Genomic DNA, 20582 nt, shown 5'->3' on the forward strand with positions numbered 1-20582 from the left:
CCGCGCCGTCGACCGCCCCCGGGGAGGTCCGTTCCGATTCCATCCATATCTTTCGGAGCTAGATTTAGAGACATATATAACAAATATACGCGCCTATGCCGCTCGGCGTGGACGCTCCGGACGCGATGACGACTGACAGAGGGAACGACGAGCGGGGTATCGCGGACGCGACCATGGGACGGCGGACGTTCGTGGCCGGAGCCGGGGCGGCGGTCGGCGTCGGGGCCGGCGGCGCACGCGCGTCGGCCCGCGGGACCGGGGACGCGGGCTCGCGTGGGGCGCATCCGGACGAGGACTCGGGGGAGAGCAGGGGAGAGGACCGGTCGTCCCCGTCGATCGTCGCCCACCGAGGGTTCGCCGGGCGCCATCCGGAGAACACGGTCGCGGCGGTCGAGGCCGCCTCGCGGGGCGGTCGGAGCGAGCGGGCGACCGTTCGAGGCGCCGACATGATCGAGATCGACGTGATGCCGACGGGCGACGGGGACGTGGTCGTGTTCCACGACGCCCGGCTCTCCTCGCGCGACGGGGGCGAGCGCGGGCTGACCGACGCCGACGGCGTCGTCTGGGAGACGCCGACCGACGTGGTCACCGGCGCCGAGGTGCTCGACAGCGGGGAGACGGTCCCGCTGCTGGGGGAGGTGATGGCGGCGATCCCCGACGGCGTCGCGGTCAACGTCGAGTTCAAGAACCCGGGGACGTTCGACCTCCGGTTCGCCGAGAACCTCTCGGGCGACGCGCTCGATGCCCAGCGCGAGCGCTGGCGCCCCTTCACGGAGGACGTGCTCGCCGTCCTCGACGAGCACGGCAACGACGTCCTGGTGTCGTCGTTCTACGAGGCGGCGCTGGCGACCGTCCGCGAGCTGTCGACCCTGCCGGTCGCGCCCCTGCTGTGGGACTCGATCGACGCCGGCCTCGCGATCGCTCGCGAGCACGACGCCGAGGCGGTCCACCCGCCGTACAACATGATACGGGGGACGCCGTTCTACGCCGACCCGTACTACACCGAGGGGTCCGACTGGAGCGACACCGACCTCCTCGCGGTCGCCCACGAGGAGGGGCGCGACGTGAACGTCTACACGGTGGCGACGTGGTATCAGGCCGAGCAGCTCGCCGGGGCGGGCGTCGACGGCCTCATCGCCGACTACCCCGGGCTCCTCCGGTTCGGCGGGCGATAGGGAGCGCTCCCGCCGGCGGTCGCCCCCGCGGGGGCGACATCTCGGGGCGTTTATCCCCCCGGGCCGCCCACCGTCGGGCATGAGCGAGGCCGACGACGCGGAGGCGAGCGAGGGGGCCGACGACGAGGCCGCCGGCCTCGCGTCCGGGCGGGAGGTCTGGATCGAGAAGTACCGCCCGCAGACGCTGGAGGACGTGTACGGCCACGAGCAGATCGTCTCGCGGCTCCGCAGCTACATCGAGCAGGACGACCTGCCGCACCTCCTGTTCGCGGGGCCGGCGGGCGTGGGCAAGACCACAAGCGCCGTCGCCATCGCCAAGACCATCTACGGCGACGACTGGCGGACAAACTTCCTCGAACTCAACGCCTCCGACCAGCGCGGGATCGACGTGGTCAGGGACAGGATCAAGAGCTTCGCGCGCTCGTCGTTCGGCGGACACGATTACCGGATAATATTCCTTGATGAAGCCGACTCCCTCACCGACGACGCCCAGTCGGCGCTTCGGCGGACGATGGAGCAGTTCTCCGACAATACGCGCTTCATCCTCTCGTGCAACTACTCCTCGAAGATCATCGACCCGATCCAGTCGCGGTGTGCGGTGTTCCGCTTCTCGCCCCTCTCCGACGAGGCCGTCGAGGCACAGGTTCGCGACATCGCCGCCGACCAGGACATCGAGATCACCGACGACGGACTCGACGCGCTGGTGTACGCCGCCAACGGCGACATGCGCCGCGCGATCAACTCCCTGCAGGCGGCCGCGACCACGGGGGAGATCGTCGACGAGCAGGCCGTCTACGAGATCACCGCGACCGCGCGTCCCGAGGAGATCGAGGCGATGGTCGAGGACGCGCTCGCGGGCGACTTCTCGAAGTCGCGGGCGACGCTCGACACGCTGCTCACCGAGACCGGGATGGCCGGCGGCGACATCATCGACCAGCTCCACCGGTCGGTGTGGGAGTTCGGCCTCTCAGACCGGGAGGCGGTGCGGCTGATGGAACACATCGGGGAGACCGACTTCCGGATCACCGAGGGTGCGAACGAGCAGGTACAACTGGAGGCGCTGCTGGCGTCGCTGGCGTTGGCCGAGGAGTAGTCACCCGCGGCGCGCGACCGCAACTGCGAGCCGACCCCGCGCCACCGCGGTCGTTCACACGATCCGAGGAGGAAGGCCACGGGTTTAGCCGTGGGAGGAATCTGACAGTCCTCCACAACTGCCGATAGCACGACTAGTTTCGTCACCCGATGGGGTAATTATCAACGGTTCTCTGACTGTAGTACACTCCCAGTCAGCCAACTGCGTTGACTGTGGATGGGCCTCCGTAGGTAGGCCCTGAACTCGGGGAGGAATGACGCACTGCCTCTCCTGTCGCGTCTCGCGACAGTGAAGTGGTGGGAGTCCACCAATAATTGAAGCGGTATGGGGCAGATTCGGACGCAGACCACGGGTCGGAACACCACGCAGGACACCCCTCCGTGTGCCCAACCTTCTGCCGTGCAACCCGCCCTCGACGGAGGACGAAGTGTGGGCCGGAACTCCGTGCGGGGAACGCCCACCACTTCAGTCGTAGGTAACTTACACCTCCGGCTCGATGTAGACGATCCGCACACGGTCGTCGATGTCGCGGAGTTTCGATTCGATCTGCGTGATATCCTCGTCGATGTCGGTCGTCTCTGCGCCGCCGTCGAAGCTCACGTCGGCGGTGACGAGCACGTTCTCCGGCCCGACGTACACCGTGCGGAAGCCGTCGATGTGGACGACGCCCTCGTGCTCGGCGATGGCCGACCGGAGCGTCGCCTCCACATCGGCGGGCAGCGACTCCCCGAGGATGAGCCGCTTGTTCTCCCAGGCGAGCGCGACGGCGAACCCCATGAGCAGCGCGCCGATGGCCAAGGAGGCGACGGCGTCGAACACCGGCATGTCGAGGTACCGCGCCAGCGAGATCCCGACGAGCGCGATGCCGGCACCCGACAGCGCGATGGTGTCCTCGGTGAAGGCGGTGAGCGTTGTCACGTCGCTGGTCTTGGAGAACGCCTCCCGGATGCCCGACCAGCCGTACGTCTCCATCTGCTGATTCAGCTCGGCGCGCGCCTTCGCGAACGCGTACGACTCGAATGCGATGGCGCCGACAAGCACCGTGACGTTGATCCAGAACGGGTCCACCGGGACGAGGTCGGTGAAGTTGACGCCCGCGAGGATCACATCGGCGCGCTCGCCGCCGTGCGCCGGGTGCATAACCGCCTCGTAGCCGTGTTTCAGCGACTCCCAGCCGGCGATACCGAACAGGAGGACGGAGACGAGAAACGAGTAGAAGAACTGCGCTTTCCCGTAGCCGAACGGGTGCGCGCGGCTCGCCTCCCTGTTCGAGTAGCGGATGCCGACGAGGAGGAACACCTGGTTCCCGGTGTCGGAGACGGAGTGATACGTCTCGGAGAGCATCGACGGCGACCCGGTCAGCAGGAAGCCGAAGAACTTCAGCACCGCGATGGCGCCGTTGGCGATCAGCGCGGCGACGACGACGGACCTGCTGCCAGCCATTGGCGGGGCCTCTCGCCGGACCGTAATCAAGCCCGGTGGAGTCCGGCCCCGACAGGCCGTCCGCCGGTCGCTGTCGGTCGGTCAGTCGTCCGAAGCGTTAGAACCGTCCGCCTCCTCACGCCGGTATGCTCGTCGTCATCTCCGACACGCACGCGACGGACGGTCACCGGCTCTGCGGACGGACGCTCGATGCGGTCCGGGAGGCCGACGCCGTGATCCACGCCGGCGACTTCTCCCGCGAGGCGGTGCTCGACGACGTGGAGCGCGAGGTCGATGTCGTGTACGGCGTCACCGGAAACAACGACGACGCGGCGCTGCGCGACCGACTCCCGCGCGAGCGCGTCGTCGGCTACGAGGGCGCGACCGTCGCGGTGCGCCACCGCAGCGGGAGCGGCGCGACCGGCCTCGTCATGTTCGGCCGCGAGCGCGACGCGGACCTGGTCGTCTTCGGCCACAGCCACCGCCCGGAGTTCGACGACTCCGGCGCGGTGCCGCTGCTCAACCCCGGGAGCCACGCCCAGCCGCGGGGGAACCGGCCGGCCCACGCCGAGGTGACGCGGACGGCTGAGGGCCTCTCCGGGGAACTCGTGACGCCCGACGGCGAGGTGTTCGAGACGTTCTCGGTGCCGGTGCGCGAGCCGTAAGCGTCGCTCGGAGCGAGCGGGCGGCCGCGAGTGGGGCCGGAGGGAGCAAACGGGTGGATGGGGGCGGTGCCGCACGCGTCGCGTCAGCGGGGACCCGGATTCCCGGAACGGTCGGCCGGCCGCCCGCCGACCGGCGGGTGGGAGGGAAGTGGTGGCCGTCGATCGGCGGTGGCCGCCGCGGGTGGAGAGCCGGTGCGGGAACCGCGGTCGGAGGGCCGGCGCGTCACCGGGAACCGGTACCAGTCTGTACCGGCGCTCGTGTCAAGTACTTTCTCTATGGTCAAACGCCGTTTTTAGTCACCGCGACGGCAACGGCGCTGGCGATGGCGCCGCGGCGGGGCGTCCGGCGGCGCCGGCTCACGCTCCGCCGCGGCGGCGGGCGGCCAGCGCGACGACCGCCAGCGCGAGCAGCCCGCCGCACAGGAACAGGAACCCCGGCGACGCGGCGAGCTGGTCGACCAGCGTCGGCCCGGCGTCGCTGGCGACGGCGTACGTCGTCTCCCGCGCCAGCTCGGTCGCGGTCGGCTCCGGCGTCGGCGTCGCCGCTGGCGTCGAGGTCGGTGTCGAGGTTGGGGCACTCGTGGCCGTCTCGGTCGCCTCCGCGATGCTGATCCCGCCGTCGGCGGCGGTCTCGGTGGCGGCCTCGGTCGCCGGTTCGGTCGGCGTCGTCGCGTCGCCGCCGGTCGTCTCCGCTGCCGTCGCGTTCGTCGACTGGACGCTCACGTCGGTCTCGCCCGTCTCGGCGCTGTCGGCGCCTCCGCCGGCGCCGCCGGACGCCCCGAACCCGATCGACGGCGCGAACGGGCCGCCGAGGGCGGTCTCGACGACGACGGCGCCGAGGCCGACCGCGCCGATCCCGCCGAGCAGTCGGCTGAGTGTCGCCCGGATGCCGGACGCTTGCGACTCGGGCCCCGCGACGAGCACGAGCGGTCCGTCGGCGGGGGCGTACACGTCCATCTCGCGGCCCTTCTGCGAGTAGACGGTGTCGACCACCTCGACGACGCCCGCCTCGCGCAGGCGCTTCAGGTGGTACTGGGTGTTCTGCAGCGACGAGTCGACGCGGTCGGCCACGTCGCTGGCGGGGCCGGGACTGTCGTGGAGGGCGGAGAGGATCGCGCGGGCGGTGTCCGAGGACAGCGCCGCGAGCACGTCGTCGGCGTCGTCCCCGTCGACGCCGATGACCCGCGGGTCGCGGTCGCCGTCGTCGTCGCCGCGGGACCACGGCCCGCCGATCCCCGGGATGGAGGAGGGCATGTCGGCCATTCGTCGTCCCTCTTTCTCGGTGGTGGTGGTAAGCCTTCCGTGCGCCGCGCTCGCGGGGGCGGTCCCACTGGGGGATCCGCCCGGGGCCCTCGGCCGCCCGACCGCGTTCCTCACGAAGGATCCGGCAGATCCCGACACTCCTTTGTTGATGTGTTACCGAGTCCTCGTATGCTGGATTACGTCGGTCTGGAGGCGGACCTCTCGGCGGAGGAGAAGCTGATCCGTGACACGGCCCGGGAGTTCGTCGCCGAGGAGGTCGCCCCCGACATCGCCGACCACTACGAGGCCGGGACGTTCCCGACGGATATCATCTCCGAGATGGGCGAACTCGGCTTCTACGCCCCGAACCTGGAGGGGTACGGCTCCCCGAACGTCTCCGAGCGCGCGTACGGCCTGCTGATGCAGGAACTGGAGGCGTGCGACTCCGGCCTGCGCTCGATGGCGAGCGTGCAGGGCGCGCTCGTGATGTACCCGATCCACGCCTTCGGCAGCGAGGCCCAGAAGGAGGAGTGGCTCCCCGCGCTCGGGCAGGGAGAGGCCGTCGGCTGCTTCGGGTTGACCGAGCCCGAGCACGGCTCGAACCCCTCGGGGATGGAGACCCGCGCCGAGCGGGACTCGGCGGAGGGGACCTCCGCTGACCCCTCGGAAGTCGTCGCTTCCGAGGACGCCGACGGGTTCGTCCTGAACGGCGAGAAGACGTGGATCACCAACTCCCCCATCGCCGACGTGGCGGTGGTGTGGGCGAAGCTCACCTCCGACGACGGATCGCCCGTCCGCGGGTTCCTCGTCGAGACCGACCGCGACGGGGTGGAAACCCCGAAGATCGAGGACAAGCTCTCGATGCGCGCCTCCGTCACCGGCGGCATCGTCCTCGACGACGTGCGCGTGCCCGAGGAGAACATTCTCCCCGACGTGACGGGGATGAAGGGGCCGCTGTCGTGTCTCACACAGGCTCGCTACGGTATCGCCTGGGGCGCTGTCGGCGCCGCTCGCGACTGCTTCGAGACAGCCCGCGAGTACCAGACCGACCGCGAGCAGTTCGGCGGCCCCATCGCCCGCTTCCAGATCCAACAGGAGAAATTCGCCGAGATGGCGACGCAGATCACCCTCGCGCAGCTGCTCGCGTACCGCCTCGCGGACCTGAAGGAGCGCGGCGACCTGCGGCCCCAACAGGTGTCGATGGCCAAGCGCAACAACGTCCGGATGGCCCGCGATCAGGCGCGCGTTGCCCGCGAGATGCTCGGCGGCAACGGGATCACGACGGATTACTCGCCGATGCGGCACCTGAGCAACCTGGAGACGGTGTACACCTACGAGGGAACGCACGACATCCACTCGCTCATCCTCGGGGAGGATCTGACCGGGCTGTCGGCCTTCTCGTGACGCGATAGCGACGCGAGTCGTGTCGACAGCCCGGTCAGCGACCGGGGTCACGGCCTTCTCGTGACGCGGGGGGCGTCACGCACCGGTAGTCGTCGACTTACCGGTCACGTCGGGCGATCGCTCCGGCCGCGGCCGCGACGGCGCGGGGCCGTCGCCCCGAAACGACGCCGTACTCGCCGCGCTGATGGCGTGAGAACCATGATCATAGCTAAGTAGGTGGACTCTGAGGCGCCAACCGAGATGGCTGAACCAGTCGAAGACAGGTGGCGAACGCTCGCGTTCTCCCGCGAGGAGGCGTGGGTGGTCCACGCCGCGCTCCTCGACCGGGTTCGCACGGCGGTCGAAGCGGGCGATTCTTCGGAAGGGTTCCCCGAACTCGACGCGCTGACGGCAATCGAGGACGGGCGCGAGCGGTTCGGTCCCGAGGAGACCGCGGTCGTTCGTCGGGCGCTCGAGGCGTACCTTCGGCGCGCACCCCCACGGGATCTGGCGCCCGGGCGGGCGGCCTTACGACAGACCGGCACTCCCGAGATTCCGGAGCCCTGACGCTACGCCGAGCCGTTCTCATTCGACAGCGAGTCGCGCCGCGCGAATCGTCCCCACAGCGCCCGCCGATCGGCGGCCCACCGGTAGAACGTGTCCCGCGCCTCCGGGTACTTCGGGAGCCCCTTCGCGGCCGCGGTGAGCCACCAGCCGGCGGCGCCGGTGCGCTTCGCGATCTGCTCGAGCGCCTCGCCGCAGGAGTACACCGCGGCGTCGGTGACGAGGTGCATACACTCCTCGTAGTCGTCGGGAAGCCGCGCGCGGAGGTCGTCGTCATCGGCCAACTCGGAGAAGCCGACGGCCTCGAACTCGCCCAGTTCCAGCGCGTGTGAGACGCAGAACGTGCAGAACCCGCAGTCGTCGTCGTACACGAGGCGGGGGACGGACATACCCGGCCTACGGGCTCGGCGGACATGTGGCTTCGGGCGGGTCGACTCGCCCGTCCCGCTATTCCTCCTCGCCTTCCCAGTAGTCGACGGCGTCGCCGCGGCGGAAGTACGCGTCCACGTCGCGCTCGTTCTCGCCGCCCGGTGCCGCGCCCGCCATCGCGCCCACCTTGTCGGAATCCGGGTATACGAGCACCTCCGGCTCGCGCATCGTCGAGACCGCGAGGTATCGGAGGGCGCCCTCGGAGTCGTTGACGACCCGATGGGCGCCGTCCTCGCCTGCCGGGAGCGAGACGTAGTCACCCGGACACAGCGGGCTCGCCCCGTCGGCGTGGCGCAGGGTCCCCTCCCCGGACAGGACATACAGCGCCTCCGCGTTACCCGCGTGGTAGTGGTACGGCCACGCGCGCTTGCCCGCCGAGAGCTCATACAGGCTACACCCCAGATCCTCGCCGCCGGCGGCCGCGGCCAGCTTCTTCCGGCGCCAGCCGACAGACTCGCCGCGGTCGGTCTCCTCCCAGTCGAGGTCGTCGGCGTTGACGCGATCCACGCGGGGAAGTCGTCCGCGTCGACCATAATCGTATTGTCCACCGCGCACGCGTTCGCCGTCGCCCGTCGCGACCGTGTCGGCGACGGTCCCGCGGTCCCCGGATGCCGGCGTTTTTGTACGTGTCGCGGTAAGCACCGGTAATGGGAATCGATCCGAACTTCGACGACAACCGCGAGCACGTCGGCGAGGAGAACGGTCTCGACGTGTGGGGGCCGGTCGATCCGCCGGAGAAGCTGGGTATCCACGGCGCCCACGTCGCCGTCGACTACGACATCTGCATCGCCGACGGCGCCTGCCTGGAGAACTGCCCGGTCGACGTGTTCGACTGGGTCGATACGCCCGACCACCCCGAAAGCGAAAAGAAGGTCGAGCCGACCCGCGAGGACCAGTGTATCGACTGCATGCTCTGTGTGGACATCTGCCCGGTCGACGCCATCGACGTGGACGCCTCGCGGTCGTAAGCGAAAAGTGGGCTTCATTTCCTGAGAACGAGAAGCATTGCCTGGAGCTTCCGTTGCTTTCGCGCTGTGGGTTGAGTTTCCAGGGATCGGTCACTCGCTGACTTCGTTGAGTGCCTCTTCGAGCGCACTCTCTGCGAGTTCTTCGACCGTCGCCTCCACGTCGTCGAACTCCTCACGCAGCGCGGCGAGCGAATCGTCGCTCATACCCTGACTCACGATCGGGGGAAGTTCAACGTTTCCGCCACCCGATACTCCCGGAGATCGGACTCGGATCCGTCAGTCGGCCGCCGCCGGCGACGTGTCTCCGTCGGCATCAGCGTCCGCCGGCGTGTCGACCGCGACGCCGTCCTTCGCCGCCAGCGCCTCACACAGCAGCTCCGCGATGTCGACGATCTCGATGTCGTCCTCGAAGTTCCCCGTCTTGCGGCCGTCCTCGTACATGGTCCCACACATCGGACAGGCGACGACGAACTTCTCGACCTCGCTCCCGGCGTCGGTGTCCTCCAGCGCCTCGCGCAGACGCTCCTCGCTGGGCTTGGATTCCTCCTCGTGGTCCATCCAGAGGCCCCCGCCGCCGCCCCCGCAGCAGAACGAGTCCGAGCGATTCCGCGGCATCTCGTAGAGATCCACGCCCGTCGCGCGGATCAGGTCGCGGGGCGCCTCGTACACGTCGTTCATCCGGCCGAGGTGGCACGGGTCGTGGTACGTCGCGGTGTAGTCGAGTTCCGTACCGTCCAGCCCGATCCGGTCCTGCTCGACGAGGTTCTCGACGACCTCGGTGTAATGGAAGACGGGGTCGTCGAACTCGCTGACCTCGGGGTACTCGTTGCGGAAGGTGTTCATCGAGTGCGGGTCGGTGGTGACCACCTTCTCGAAGGTCGCCGACTCGAACGCCTCGACGTTGTCCTCGACGAGCATCTCGAAGAGGCCCTCCTCGCCGACGCGGCGCACGTCGTTGCCGTCGTGCTGTTCGTCCTCGTAGAGGATGCCGTAGGAGACGTTCGCGCGCTCGAACAACGTCGCCAGTGACCGGGCGACGCGCCGGTTGCGCTCGTCGTAGCTGGGGTACTCGCCGACGTACCAGAGGAACTCCACGTCCTCCTCGCGGGCGTCGGGCACCTCGAAGTCCAAGTCGTCGGTCCAATCGGGTCGCTTGCGGGCCGGGTCGCCGAACGTGTTGCCGTTCTGGAACACGTTCATCATCGCGTCCTGCACCATCTCGTCCATCTGGCCCGTCTCGGTGAGCCGGCGGTTCATCTGGGTGAACTCCGAGACGTGCTCGATGTCGACGGGGCAGGCGTCCATGCAGGCCATGCAGGACATGCACGACTCCATCGACTCGGCGGCGATCACGGAGTCGCCGCCGTCCGCGACGATCTCGACCTCCTCGGTGCGGCCGGCGTCGAGGTCCTCGCGGTACTGCTTCAAGTCGAGGATCACGTCCCTCGGGTCGAGGTTGCGGCCGGAGGCGTTCGCCGGGCACACCGACGAGCAGCGACCGCACTTCGTACAGGCGTCCTGATCAAGAACGTGGCGCCACGAGAAGTCCTCGATGGAGCCGTAGCCGATCTCGTCGGGACCGGCGTCCGCCGGCACGCCGGGCAGGCGCACGCCCGCCTTCTCGTCGCGGGTGACGACGTTTGCGAACGAGGAGATCATGTGGAACGGCTTGGCGTACGGGATGAGCGCGACGAACGCGAACGCCAGCAGGGCGTGGCTCCACCACGTCCAGTGGTAGAGGGTCTCCGCGAGCGCGGCGTCGACGCCCGCCTCAAAGAACACGCCCGCGAGGAAGTAGCCGACGAACGAGACGCGTTCGAAGGCGACGAACTCGGCGGAGCCGATGATCCGGAACGCCTCCAGCACGTAGCCGCCCACACCGAGCGCGAGCAGCGTCCAGACGAACGCGTCGTCCTCCAGCGAGGTGTGTTTGCCCCACAGGCGTCCCTCGCGCTCGGTGTAGCGCCGGTAGATGGCCATGCCGACGCCGACGACGAACAGCAGCCCCATCGCGTCCATGACGAACGAGTACGAGAGATAGAAGTCGCCGACAAAGAACGACTCGCCGGTAACGGGACGCCAGAAGTCGAGGTCGATGCCGAGGATCGTCGTCCCGATCAGGAGAGTGAGAAAGCCCCAGAGGACGAACGAGTGCATCACGCCCGCGTACAGGTCGCGGTCGAACTGGTTGCGGTTCGACGCCACGATGCGAGCGGCCTCGAGCACCCGGCGCGGCAGGTCGTCGAGGCGGTCGAACCAGTCGTCCTCGCCGGCGGCGTAGCGCGCGAACCGCGCGTACGTGCCGTAGAGGAACACCCCGATCGCGACCGCCGCGAGGTAGTAGAACGCGGCCTTCCCGACGGGACCAATCGTCCAGAAGGTCTCCCGCGTCACGTCGGCTTGCATGTGCCTACCGCGTCGCCGCCTCCGATTAAATCTTCTCACACTATCGTGTGTGAACGATCGCTGTGCGCCCGCAGCCGGGCGGTTCACTGCCCCGGTGGACGCTCCCTCGGCGAGGGTCGTCCGGGCGGCGGCGCGAGCCGCGCCGCCGCCCCCAACACCCTTTTTGCCCGTCACGACTACCTTTTCGGTCTATGGACGAGAAGACCGAGGAACTCCGCGATATCTTCCTCGACACGACGGGGGGTGACACCGTAACCGAGCGGCAGGAGGAGGGCCACGGCTCGCTGGCGGCTGAGTCGGACGCCGACGAGCGGGTCGCAGAGCTCGTCGCGCGGATGCGCGAGCGCTACGAGTTCGCCTCCGATGTCCCGGACGACGACCTCGTTCGCCTCGTCCGGCTGTACTTCGACGACGCCGCAGACGCCGACATCGCCGACGAACTCGGGGTCTCGGCGGAGGCGGTGTTCGACGCGCGGATGGACCTCCACCTCGTGCGCGAGTCGGACCGCGACGCGCCGTTCGACCTGACCCGGCTCCGGTCGCTGTCCGTCGACGACGTTCCCCTCGCCGACCGCGCGGCCGAACTGGACGCCGACGAGGAGACGGTGGCCCACTACTCTGCGGTCGTCGCCGCCGACGCGCGGTCGACGCGGGCGAACGACCGATTCCGCGACGAGTTCGCCGAGCTGCTCGCGGAGTCGGACCTCAAAAAGGGTCACACCGAGGACGCCCGCGAGGACGGCCTCCGCGAGGCGGCCGAGGACATCGAGACGAACGTTTCCTTCTGAACCGCTTTTCTGTCGAGGGGGTTCCTCGCTCGCGCGTGCGGCGCTCGCTGCGGGAACCCCCCGATGAAAACCCGTTCATGACAAAACTCCCGTTCGCTCGCCAGCCTGTCGGCTGGCTCGCTCGCGGTACAACCGGCAGTGGCTCCGCGCCGCGGCCGCGACCGCACCGCCTCCGCACACACTCGCCTCGTTTTCTTTCCCCACGGTGAACGTTCAAATACGAACCCGACACTACCACCCACGTGCCCCGCGACAAGGTGTCGTTCACGGACCTCGCGACGGCGACGTACTGTCCGCGCCAACTGTACTACGACCGACGCGAGGACGACCGCGAACCGCCGCCGGAGGCGACCGTCCAGATCGACCTCGCCTTTCGCTATCCCGAACTGCGGGATCTGGACGACGCGGCACTGGCGGCCGAGCCGATCGATCGCCCGCCCGCAGAGTACCGTGCGGTGCTCGCTCGGCTGGCTGACCGAGCGGACTGGAAGTCGCTGTCGAGTCCGACCCACACGCGCGTCTTCCTCGACGGGAGGGACGCACGCGGCGTCGCGCACAAGGTGCTCGGCGCGATCGGCGCGGACGCGCCGCGCGACGACGGCGGAACCCCCACGGGTGATCCGCCCGTTCCGGTGATCGTCTCGCCGGGCGAGCCGCCCGAGCGGGGCGTCTGGGAGCCGCAGTCGGTCCGGGCGGTCGCGGCGATGCACGCGCTCTCGTGGCAGGAGGAGCGACGGATCCGGCGCGCGCTCGTCGAGTACCCCGCTCACGGGGTCGTCCGCGAGGTCTCCCTGTCGGTCCGGCGCTCCGGGACGTACCGTCGGGTGCTCCGGTCGGTGCGCGACATGGACGGCCCGCCGGCGCGGTTGTCGGGCAGCGCGAAGTGCCGCGAGTGCCGGCACCGGACGAACTGCGGGGTGAAAACGCGGAGTCTGCGGAGCGTGATCGGGCTGTAGCCTTCGGCGTTCGTGTCGGGGGCATCCGGATCAGGGCTCGCTCGCCAGCCACTCGCGGATCTCGTCGGCCAGCGGGCCGGCGCGGTGAATGACGCCGCGGTCGGGGTCGACGACGGTGCTCTCGCCACCGGGCGTCTCGTCGCCGTCGAGCACCGCCGCACAGCCGTCACGGACCTGCGGATCGAGATCGCTGACCCGGCGGACGCTCCCGGCGCCCGACCGGTTCGCGCTCGTCGCGGTGATCGGGCCGGCGGCGTCGGCGAGCGCCCGCGCCGTCTCGTGGTCCGGGACGCGGATTCCGACGCGCGGCTCACCCCCTGTGAGTTCGCCCGGCAGCGCGTCGCCCCGGTCGACGACAACGGTCACGGGACCGGGGAGAACCGCCCGGGCGAAGCGAGCGGCGCGGTCGCTCGCGGGCACCAGCGACAGCGCCGCGTCGACGCTCCCGAACGCGACCGACAGCGGCTTGTCGCGCGGCCGGCGCTTCAACTCGAACACGCGCTCCACGGCGGCCGGGTCGGTCGCGTCAGCGCCGAGACCGTACACCGTCTCGGTGGGATAGACGACCGACTCGCCGTCGCGGATCGCGGCGGCAGCACGGGCGACCTCGTTGTCGTCGATCCGGCCGACGCCGGTCTCACCGCCCGGCTCGTCGTCCGATCTGTCGACGGGCATCGGGACGGTTACAGGTTGTCGATGTGGGCCTCGACCTCGTCGTAGTCGGGGAAGTCGGGCCACTGGTCGGCAACCCACGCGTACTCGACGGTGCGGTCCTCGTCGAGCAGGAAGACGGCCGGGCGGTGCTCTCGGACGCCGGTCATCCCATCGAGGTCCTGGACGGCGCCGTAGCGGTCGCCGATCTCGGCCGACGGGTCCGAGAACAGTTCGTATCTTATTCCCCGTTCCTCGACGAACGTCTTGTGCTCGTACGGCGTCGAAATCGACACGCCGACGACGGTGAGATCCTCGTCGACCCCCCACTCGCGGTCGCGGATCTCGTTCCAGACGTACGTCGCGGGGAACGCGCCGTCCATTGGGAAGAACACGAGCGCGACCGGCCCATCGAGATCCGACAGCGCGGTGTCGGTCCAGTACTCCGCGCCCACGAGCGGTCGGGTGAACTCGGGCGCCCGCTCGCCCTCGGCGACGTGGTCCGCCTCGGGGAGGTCGACGACGTCGAAGTCGACCATTCAGGCCCCCCCAGCGGTACCGCTTTGACCGTACGAGTTGTCGAGGTACTCGACGATGTTGCCGGACTCGGACATCGTGACGCCCGTGTTCTCGTCGCGGATGGCGGGAACCGAGCGTTTGCCCGTGAGTCGAGCAACTGCGTTCCGGTCGGAGTGCATCGGTTCGACGAATCGCGACTCGTACTCCAGGCCGTACTGCTGTAGCTTCCGAACGACGCGCTCGCAGTAGGGGCACGCCTGGAGCCGGTACAGGGTGATGTCGGGCGCTGACATACCTGGCAGTAGGACCGCGGATCTGGTAATCCCTTCGCCCGCGGAATTCGAGGCGACAGGGCGGCGACGCGATCCGAACCCGGAACGATCGACGGGGTCGAGTCAGCCGAGGACAACGCTTAATTCGGGGGACGGTCAAGCCCCCGTATCTCATGGGTTTGTCGCCGGTACACGCTCCAGTAGTCGCACCCGCGCAGTTCGGCGGGCTCACGAACGTGGTGCCGATCAATGACGCCACCGTCACGATCGGTGGCGTCGCAGCTATCGCCGTCCTTATCGCTCTCTCGGCGTTCTTCTCCTCCTCGGAGATCGCTATGTTCTCGCTGGCCGCCCACCGGATCGACCACCTCGTCGAGGAGGGACGCCGCGGCGCCGACGCCGTCGCCGAACTGAAGTCCGACCCGCACCGGCTGCTGGTGACGATCCTCGTCGGGAACAACCTCGTCAACATCGCGATGTCGTCGCTGGCGACGGCCCTCGTCGGCGTCTACGTCGAGAGCGCGGGCGTCGCCGTCCTCATCTCCACGTTCGGGATCACCTCGCTCGTGCTCCTGTTCGGGGAGTCCGCGCCCAAGAGCTACGCTGTCGAGAACACCGAGTCGTGGGCGCTGCGGATCGCCCGGCCGCTCCAGTTGTCCGAGTACCTGCTGCTCCCGCTGGTCGTCACCTTCGACTACCTCACGCGCGTCGTCAACAAGGTCACCGGCGGCCGGTCGGCCATCGAGACCTCCTACGTCACCCGCGATGAGATCCAGAATATGATCCAGACCGGGGAGCGAGAGGGAGTCATCGAGGAGGAGGAGCGCGAGATGCTCGACCGCATCTTCCGGTTCAACCAGACCATCGCCAAGGAGGTGATGACCCCACGACTCGACGTGAACGCGGTGCCGAAGGATGCCTCCGTCGACGAGGCCATCGAGACGTGCGTGCAGGCCGACCACGAGCGCGTCCCCGTCTACGAGGGGAACCTCGACAACATCATCGGCGTCGTGAACATCCGGGATCTGGTCCGCGCCCGCTACTACGGCGAGGGCGAGACCGACCTCGCGGGCGTCGTCCAGCCCACCCTGCACGTCCCCGAGTCGAAGAACGCCGACGAGCTGCTCGAAGAGATGCAAGAGTCGCGGATGCAGATGGTCGTCGTCATCGACGAGTTCGGGACCACCGAGGGAATCCTCACGCTGGAGGACATGGTCGAGGAGATCGTCGGCGAGATCCTCGAGGGTGACGAGGAGGAGCCGTTCGAGTTCGTCGACGACGACACCGTCCTCGTGCGCGGCGAGGTCAACATCGACGAGGTGAACGAGGTGCTGGAGATCGACCTCCCCGAGGGCCAGGAGTTCGAGACGCTCGCCGGCTTCGTGTTCAACCGCGCGGGCCGCCTCGTCGAGGAGGGCGAGGAGATCGACTACGAGGGTGTGAAGATCCGGATCGAGGAGGTCGACAACACGCGGATCATGCGCGCCCGCGTCACCGTCACCGACGAGTACTACGAGACGGACGATGAGGAGAGCGACGAAGCCGAAGTCGAGAACTGAGCGCGCCGGCGCCGTTCCGTTCGCGGCCCGTCCGATTGTCCGATTCGTTCGTCCGTTCCGTCACTCCGACTTTTCGTCCCGCGTGCCGTCCGCGCTCACACCACCGCATCGACCGCGGTGAACGCGCCGTACCCGACCGCCAGCGCCAGCGCCAGCGAGCCGATCCACGCCAGCACGGTGTAGGCCATCTTCCGCGTGCTCACGCCCGCGCCGCCGGCGGCGTACCCCGATCCGATGATCGCGCTCACGATGATCTCGTTGAACGAGACGGGGATGCCGAACGCGACGGCGGTCTGGGCGATTGCGAAGCTGGGGATGAGCGCCGCGATCGAGCGGCGCGGCCCCAGCGAGGAGTAGTCCTGCGCGAGCGCTTTGATCATCCGCGGTGCGCCGGTCCACGACCCCGCGAGCAGCCCGAGGCCACCGCCCACGAGCACGGCGAGCAGCGGGATCTGGACGCTCGCGCCCTCGCCGCCGAGCAGGGGGACGAGCGGGCCGATGGCGAGGCCGACCTGCGACCCGCCCGCGGAGAAAGCGACGAGTCCGCCGAGCGCGAGCAGGAAGCGCCGCTGCCCGCGCGCCTCGTCGAGCGTCATGTCGCGAAACAGCGCGAGGGCGACGACGACCGCGAACGCGACAGTGACGGCGATCCGGCCGGTGTCGACGCCGGCGACGACGACCGCGGGGAGAGCGGCGGCAACAGCGCCCGCGAGCGACCGCTGGACGCCCGGCGGGCCGAGGACGGTGAAACCGATGTTGGCGACGATCGCGGCGACGAGGCCGGCCAGCGTCGGGACGGCGACGCGTTCGGGGACGCGCTCGGCCCGAAGGAGCCGCGCGGTGCCGTACGCGATCGACCCGCCGACGAACGGGACGGCGACCCACAGCGCCACGATCTCGCGGTATTTGGCCCACGCGGGGTCGCCGCCGAGCGCGAGACCGACGCCGACGACCGCGCCGGTGACGGTGAAGGCGGTGGCGATCGGGTAGCCGGCGAAGACGCCGATTGCGACGAGGACGGCGGCGGTGACGAGGCTGACGATGGCGGCCGTCGCGGTGATCGGAGCGCCGACGATGAGCGAGGTACCGACCGCCTCGGTGACGTTCGCGCCCTGGAGGACGGCGCCGAAGAAGCCGAGCACTCCGACGATCAGCCCGGCGCGCATCACCGAGATGGCGTTGGCGCCGACGGCCGGCGCGAACGGGGTCGATCCCGAGGACCCGGCGCCGATGGCCCAGGCCATGAACAGCGAGGCGAGCGCGGCGACGAGGAGCGTGGCGAGGGTGCCGGCTGCGACCATACCCGGGCGTCACCCCCCGGAGCTAAGTCGTTGTTGGGTTCTGTGCCGGCCGACCGTCGGGTCGCGCGGCCGCGGGGCGCTCACCGTCGCCCTTCGTCGTACCCCTCGGCCACGCTGACGACGATCTTCCGCAGATACAGGTAGCCGCCGAACACCAGCGCCAGCAGCACGACGAGGATCGCGGTCAGCACGGGATTTGCCGCCACCGCCGAGACCAGCGTGTCGACTACGCTCATGCCCGCGGATGCGACAGTCGGGGGGATAGTGGTTTCGACCGCTCGCGCCGGAGAGGGGAGTCAGCGTCCCGCTTCGCCTCCTGTCACGGTCCTTGCGGCACTGTCGCCAGCATCGCCGTCGACGCCGTCGTCGCGGACGCGACGGCAGTAGGCGGTGAAGTTTTCGAACAGCGTCTTGGCCTCGCAGGCGGCCTCGTAGCGCTCGGGCGAGATCGCCGCGAGCACCTCGTCGACGCGCTCGTCGCCGATGCGCTCGCGCTTGCCCTCGGTGACGCTCTCTGCGGTCTCCAGGTCGTACTCGGGGTGGAACTGCACGCCCCAACAGCGGCCCTTCCGGAACGCGTGGACGCCGTACTCGTTCTCCGCGAGCAGCTCCGCCCCCGGCGGCAGCTCGACGACTGCGTCGCCGTGGGTCGTGAAGACGGTGAACGCCTCGTCGACGCCGGCGAACAGCTCGTCGTCGCCGCGGTGGGTGACCTCGTTGTAGCCGATCTCGAAGTCGTCCATGCCGCCGACGCGACCGCCGAGCGCCTCCGCGAGCACCTGGTGGCCGTAACAGACGCCGAGGATCGGCAGGCAGCGCTCGGCGGCCTCGGCGGTCCACTCGATCAGCGGCGGGATCCATTCCTCGTCCCAGTAGACAGAAGAGCGCGATCCGGTGATCACTACGCCATCGAACGGCGACGCCGTTCGGCTCGACGAGGGTCCCTCGTCGTTGTCGAACTCGAAGTGATCCGGTAGCTGCTGTGCGTTCGCGTCGAACTCGACGAGGTCGGCGTCGAGTTCCCGCCGGAAGTTCCGGGCGGTGTTGGCGCCGTCGTGGGCCGCGTTGAGCAGCGCGAGCCGGGGCCGTGTCATTGGCGTCACTGGGTCGCTCGCGGTCAAAGGGTTTGCGCCCCCACCGAGTTCCGCCGGCGACGCGGGCGGGTCGGGGGCGGTCGTCTCACGCGTCGTCGTCGAAGAACTCCAAGATCCGGTCGTTGACCTCGCGGCTCGCCTCCACGTTCGCGAGGTGGCCCGCGCCGTCGACCTCAACGAACTCCCCCCGGGGTAACCCCTCGGCGAGCTCTTTCCCCTTCGCGCGCGGACAGACGGCATCCTCGCGCCCGTGGATCACGAGCGCCTCGTTCGACACCTCATACAGCCGATCGGCGATGTCGAACTCGCGGACGGCCGCGCGGGCGGCCTTCCACGCCTCGCGGTCGGCGTCCTCGGCGGCGCGCCACTCGACGATCTGCGAGACGATGTCGGGCTGGTAGTCGAGGAACTCGTCGGTGACGGCGGCCCGCAGCGACGACTCCAGCGCCTCGGGATCGGCGGGGTCGGCCCACAGCGGGTCGGGGTTCACTCCCCCGCCGTACGCCGGGGTGCCGACGAGCGCGAGCTTCCGGACCCGCCCGGAGTGCAGCGCCGCGTGGAGCGCGACCATCCCGCCCAGCCCGACCCCGACGACGTGCGCCGACCGGACCCCCGCGTCGGCGAGCACGGTGTCCAGATCCGCGGCGAGTCGCCCGACGGTGTACGGTCCCGGCGGCGCGTCGGAGTCCCCGGTGCCGCGAGTCGCGGGGACGATCACCCGATACGGGCCGGCGACCGTGGCGTGTTGCCACCCCCACTGCCACGGGCCGTAGCCGATCTCCCCGCAGAGGGCGACGGCGTCGACCTCGCGGTCGCCGCCCTCGCCGTCGACTTCGTAGTACAGGTCCACGCTTCCGTTCGCTGCGTAGGGCACGCGCTATCGTTCGCCGTCGCGGGGTGTCAATCCCGGTGGTCGCTCCCAGCCGTGCGCTCGGCGTCGCCGACGGCCGGGACGGGCTCGGCGGCGGCGTTCCGCCGTGAGTCGGATCGCCGCCATCGCCGGTGACCGGACCGTATTTCCCCGGCGAGAGCGACCCGACGCACATGACGACGATCGACCTCCGGTCGGACACGGTAACCCGCCCCAGCGACGAGATGCGCGACGCCGCCCGCGACGCCGCCGTCGGCGACGACGTGTACGCAGATGACCCGACGGTCAACGAGTTGGAGGCGGGCGCGGCCGACCTCGTCGGGATGGAGGCGGCGCTGTACGTCCCCTCGGGGACGATGGGCAACCAGATCGCGGTCCGCATGCACACCGACCGCGGGCAGGAGCTGCTGTGCGACGAGCAGGCGCACGTGTACAAGTGGGAGCTGGGCGGTATCCCGCAGCTCTCGGGGGTCCAGCCGCGCATCCTCGACTGCGGCGACCGCTGCGTCCCGACGCCCGAGCAGGTGCGCGACGGATACGTCGAGGAGGACCTCCACCGCCCGGGCACGGGCCTGCTGTGCCTGGAGAACACGCACAACTCCCGCGGCGGGGTCGCCGTTCCGACGGACCACCTCGACGAGGCGGCGGCGGCCGCCCACGACCTCGGCGTCCCGGTCCACCTCGACGGTGCGCGTTTCTGCAACGCCTGCGTCGCTCTCGACACTGAGCCCGCGGAGATGACCGAGCACGTCGACAGCGTCATGTTCTGCCTCTCGAAGGGGCTCGGCGCGCCCGTCGGGTCGATGCTCGCGGGCGACGCCGACTTCATCCGGCGCGCCCGCCGGGTTCGGAAGCTGTTCGGCGGGGCGATGCGGCAGGCAGGGATGATCGCCGCGCCGGGGCTGCTCGCGCTGGAGAACGTCGACCGGCTCGCCGAGGACCACGCCAACGCCGCCCGCCTCGCTGAGGGCCTGAACGAGATCGAGGGGCTGTCAGCGCCCGCGCCGGACACGAACATCGTGATGGTCGACAGCGAGGCCGCCGGGATGACCGGCGAGGAGCTGTCGGCCGCGTGTAAGGACGCCGGGGTCTCGTTCAGCGCCTTCGGCGAGTACACCTGCCGGCTGTGCACCCACCTCGACGTGGACGGCGACGACGTGGCGGAGGCGCTCGACCGCATCGCGTCGGTCGTCGACGAGGCCTGAGTCGCCTCCCGGTTTCGCC

At 69.6% G+C, this 20582-nt stretch carries 22 protein-coding genes; 10 read left to right on the forward strand and 12 right to left on the reverse strand.

Annotation, left to right across the window (positions count from 1 at the left end):
- The first annotated feature begins 125 nt into the window (after window positions 1-125).
- Entirely contained in the window at window positions 126-1175 is a 1050-nt protein-coding gene (locus tag BUE16_RS09210; RefSeq protein WP_073309098.1) for a glycerophosphodiester phosphodiesterase, read from the forward strand.
- Window positions 1176-1254: 79 nt separating this feature from the next.
- Window positions 1255-2268 carry a replication factor C small subunit gene (locus BUE16_RS09215; RefSeq protein WP_073308881.1) on the forward strand — a complete coding sequence of 338 codons (1014 nt, stop codon included), beginning with the start codon at window positions 1255-1257 and terminating at the stop codon, window positions 2266-2268.
- Between the two features lie 480 nt (window positions 2269-2748).
- On the opposite strand, the gene BUE16_RS09220 is transcribed toward BUE16_RS09215, so the two are convergent.
- Window positions 2749-3711, reverse strand: a complete 963-nt coding sequence (locus BUE16_RS09220; protein WP_073308883.1) for a cation diffusion facilitator family transporter — start codon at window positions 3709-3711, stop codon at window positions 2749-2751.
- Window positions 3712-3836: 125 nt separating this feature from the next.
- Between BUE16_RS09220 and BUE16_RS09225 the strand changes: the two genes are divergently transcribed.
- Window positions 3837-4355 (forward strand): metallophosphoesterase, encoded by a 519-nt coding sequence (locus BUE16_RS09225; protein ID WP_073308885.1) that lies wholly within the window; start codon window positions 3837-3839, stop codon window positions 4353-4355.
- Between the two features lie 357 nt (window positions 4356-4712).
- Here BUE16_RS09225 and BUE16_RS09230 read toward each other — a convergent pair whose 3' ends face one another.
- Window positions 4713-5618 carry an ArsR/SmtB family transcription factor gene (locus tag BUE16_RS09230; RefSeq protein ID WP_073308887.1) on the reverse strand — a complete coding sequence of 302 codons (906 nt, stop codon included), beginning with the start codon at window positions 5616-5618 and terminating at the stop codon, window positions 4713-4715.
- A gap of 168 nt (window positions 5619-5786) precedes the next feature.
- Between BUE16_RS09230 and BUE16_RS09235 the strand changes: the two genes are divergently transcribed.
- Together BUE16_RS09235 and BUE16_RS09240 are read left to right on the forward strand one after the other, a co-directional pair.
- Window positions 5787-7001: an acyl-CoA dehydrogenase family protein gene (locus BUE16_RS09235; protein WP_073308889.1), complete on the forward strand. Its 1215-nt coding sequence runs from the start codon at window positions 5787-5789 to the stop codon at window positions 6999-7001.
- Between the two features lie 240 nt (window positions 7002-7241).
- Complete coding sequence (locus BUE16_RS09240; protein WP_073308892.1) at window positions 7242-7547, forward strand: DUF7853 family protein; 306 nt, start codon at window positions 7242-7244, stop codon at window positions 7545-7547.
- Window positions 7548-7549: 2 nt separating this feature from the next.
- Here BUE16_RS09240 and BUE16_RS09245 read toward each other — a convergent pair whose 3' ends face one another.
- Together BUE16_RS09245 and BUE16_RS09250 are read right to left on the reverse strand one after the other, a co-directional pair.
- Window positions 7550-7933, reverse strand: a complete 384-nt coding sequence (locus BUE16_RS09245) for a thiol-disulfide oxidoreductase DCC family protein (RefSeq protein ID WP_073308894.1) — start codon at window positions 7931-7933, stop codon at window positions 7550-7552.
- 58 nt (window positions 7934-7991) lie between these two features.
- Window positions 7992-8480 (reverse strand): cupin domain-containing protein, encoded by a 489-nt coding sequence (locus BUE16_RS09250; protein ID WP_073308896.1) that lies wholly within the window; start codon window positions 8478-8480, stop codon window positions 7992-7994.
- A 140-nt stretch (window positions 8481-8620) separates the two neighbouring features.
- On the opposite strand from BUE16_RS09250, the gene BUE16_RS09255 reads away from it, so the two are divergent.
- Window positions 8621-8941, forward strand: coding sequence for a 4Fe-4S dicluster domain-containing protein (locus tag BUE16_RS09255; RefSeq protein ID WP_073308898.1), 321 nt, complete (start codon window positions 8621-8623; stop codon window positions 8939-8941).
- A 276-nt stretch (window positions 8942-9217) separates the two neighbouring features.
- Here BUE16_RS09255 and BUE16_RS09260 read toward each other — a convergent pair whose 3' ends face one another.
- A complete protein-coding gene (locus BUE16_RS09260; protein WP_073308900.1) occupies window positions 9218-11347 on the reverse strand; it encodes a heterodisulfide reductase-related iron-sulfur binding cluster in 2130 nt (709 codons plus the stop codon).
- Between the two features lie 191 nt (window positions 11348-11538).
- Between BUE16_RS09260 and BUE16_RS09265 the strand changes: the two genes are divergently transcribed.
- Window positions 11539-12135, forward strand: a complete 597-nt coding sequence (locus BUE16_RS09265) for a conditioned medium-induced protein 4 (RefSeq protein ID WP_073308902.1) — start codon at window positions 11539-11541, stop codon at window positions 12133-12135.
- A 242-nt stretch (window positions 12136-12377) separates the two neighbouring features.
- On the forward strand, window positions 12378-13091 hold the full coding sequence (locus tag BUE16_RS09270; protein WP_073308904.1) for a CRISPR-associated protein Cas4: 714 nt from the start codon (window positions 12378-12380) through the stop codon (window positions 13089-13091).
- Window positions 13092-13121: 30 nt separating this feature from the next.
- On the opposite strand, the gene BUE16_RS09275 is transcribed toward BUE16_RS09270, so the two are convergent.
- The 3 genes from BUE16_RS09275 to BUE16_RS09285 are packed head-to-tail and all read right to left on the reverse strand — an operon-like array spanning window position 13122 to window position 14554.
- On the reverse strand, window positions 13122-13766 hold the full coding sequence (locus BUE16_RS09275; protein ID WP_079991583.1) for an L-threonylcarbamoyladenylate synthase: 645 nt from the start codon (window positions 13764-13766) through the stop codon (window positions 13122-13124).
- 8 nt (window positions 13767-13774) lie between these two features.
- Window positions 13775-14281, reverse strand: a complete 507-nt coding sequence (locus BUE16_RS09280) for a redoxin domain-containing protein (RefSeq protein ID WP_073308906.1) — start codon at window positions 14279-14281, stop codon at window positions 13775-13777.
- Complete coding sequence (locus tag BUE16_RS09285) at window positions 14282-14554, reverse strand: glutaredoxin family protein (protein WP_073308908.1); 273 nt, start codon at window positions 14552-14554, stop codon at window positions 14282-14284.
- Between the two features lie 152 nt (window positions 14555-14706).
- Between BUE16_RS09285 and BUE16_RS09290 the strand changes: the two genes are divergently transcribed.
- On the forward strand, window positions 14707-16092 hold the full coding sequence (locus BUE16_RS09290; protein ID WP_073308910.1) for a hemolysin family protein: 1386 nt from the start codon (window positions 14707-14709) through the stop codon (window positions 16090-16092).
- Window positions 16093-16187: 95 nt separating this feature from the next.
- Here the strand turns inward: BUE16_RS09290 and BUE16_RS09295 are convergent, their stop codons facing one another.
- The 4 genes from BUE16_RS09295 to BUE16_RS09305 form a co-directional block, all read right to left on the reverse strand.
- Window positions 16188-17393, reverse strand: coding sequence for an inorganic phosphate transporter (locus BUE16_RS09295; RefSeq protein ID WP_073308912.1), 1206 nt, complete (start codon window positions 17391-17393; stop codon window positions 16188-16190).
- 80 nt (window positions 17394-17473) lie between these two features.
- On the reverse strand, window positions 17474-17629 hold the full coding sequence (locus BUE16_RS16940; protein ID WP_200778409.1) for a DUF7859 family protein: 156 nt from the start codon (window positions 17627-17629) through the stop codon (window positions 17474-17476).
- A gap of 60 nt (window positions 17630-17689) precedes the next feature.
- Window positions 17690-18487 (reverse strand): type 1 glutamine amidotransferase, encoded by a 798-nt coding sequence (locus tag BUE16_RS09300; protein WP_073308914.1) that lies wholly within the window; start codon window positions 18485-18487, stop codon window positions 17690-17692.
- Between the two features lie 85 nt (window positions 18488-18572).
- Window positions 18573-19361: an alpha/beta fold hydrolase gene (locus tag BUE16_RS09305; RefSeq protein WP_073308915.1), complete on the reverse strand. Its 789-nt coding sequence runs from the start codon at window positions 19359-19361 to the stop codon at window positions 18573-18575.
- 170 nt (window positions 19362-19531) lie between these two features.
- Between BUE16_RS09305 and BUE16_RS09310 the strand changes: the two genes are divergently transcribed.
- A complete protein-coding gene (locus BUE16_RS09310) occupies window positions 19532-20563 on the forward strand; it encodes a threonine aldolase family protein (protein ID WP_073308917.1) in 1032 nt (343 codons plus the stop codon).
- Window positions 20564-20582 lie beyond the last annotated feature (19 nt).

It is taken from the genome of Halobaculum gomorrense (assembly GCF_900129775.1).
In the GTDB taxonomy this organism is placed as follows: domain Archaea; phylum Halobacteriota; class Halobacteria; order Halobacteriales; family Haloferacaceae; genus Halobaculum; species Halobaculum gomorrense.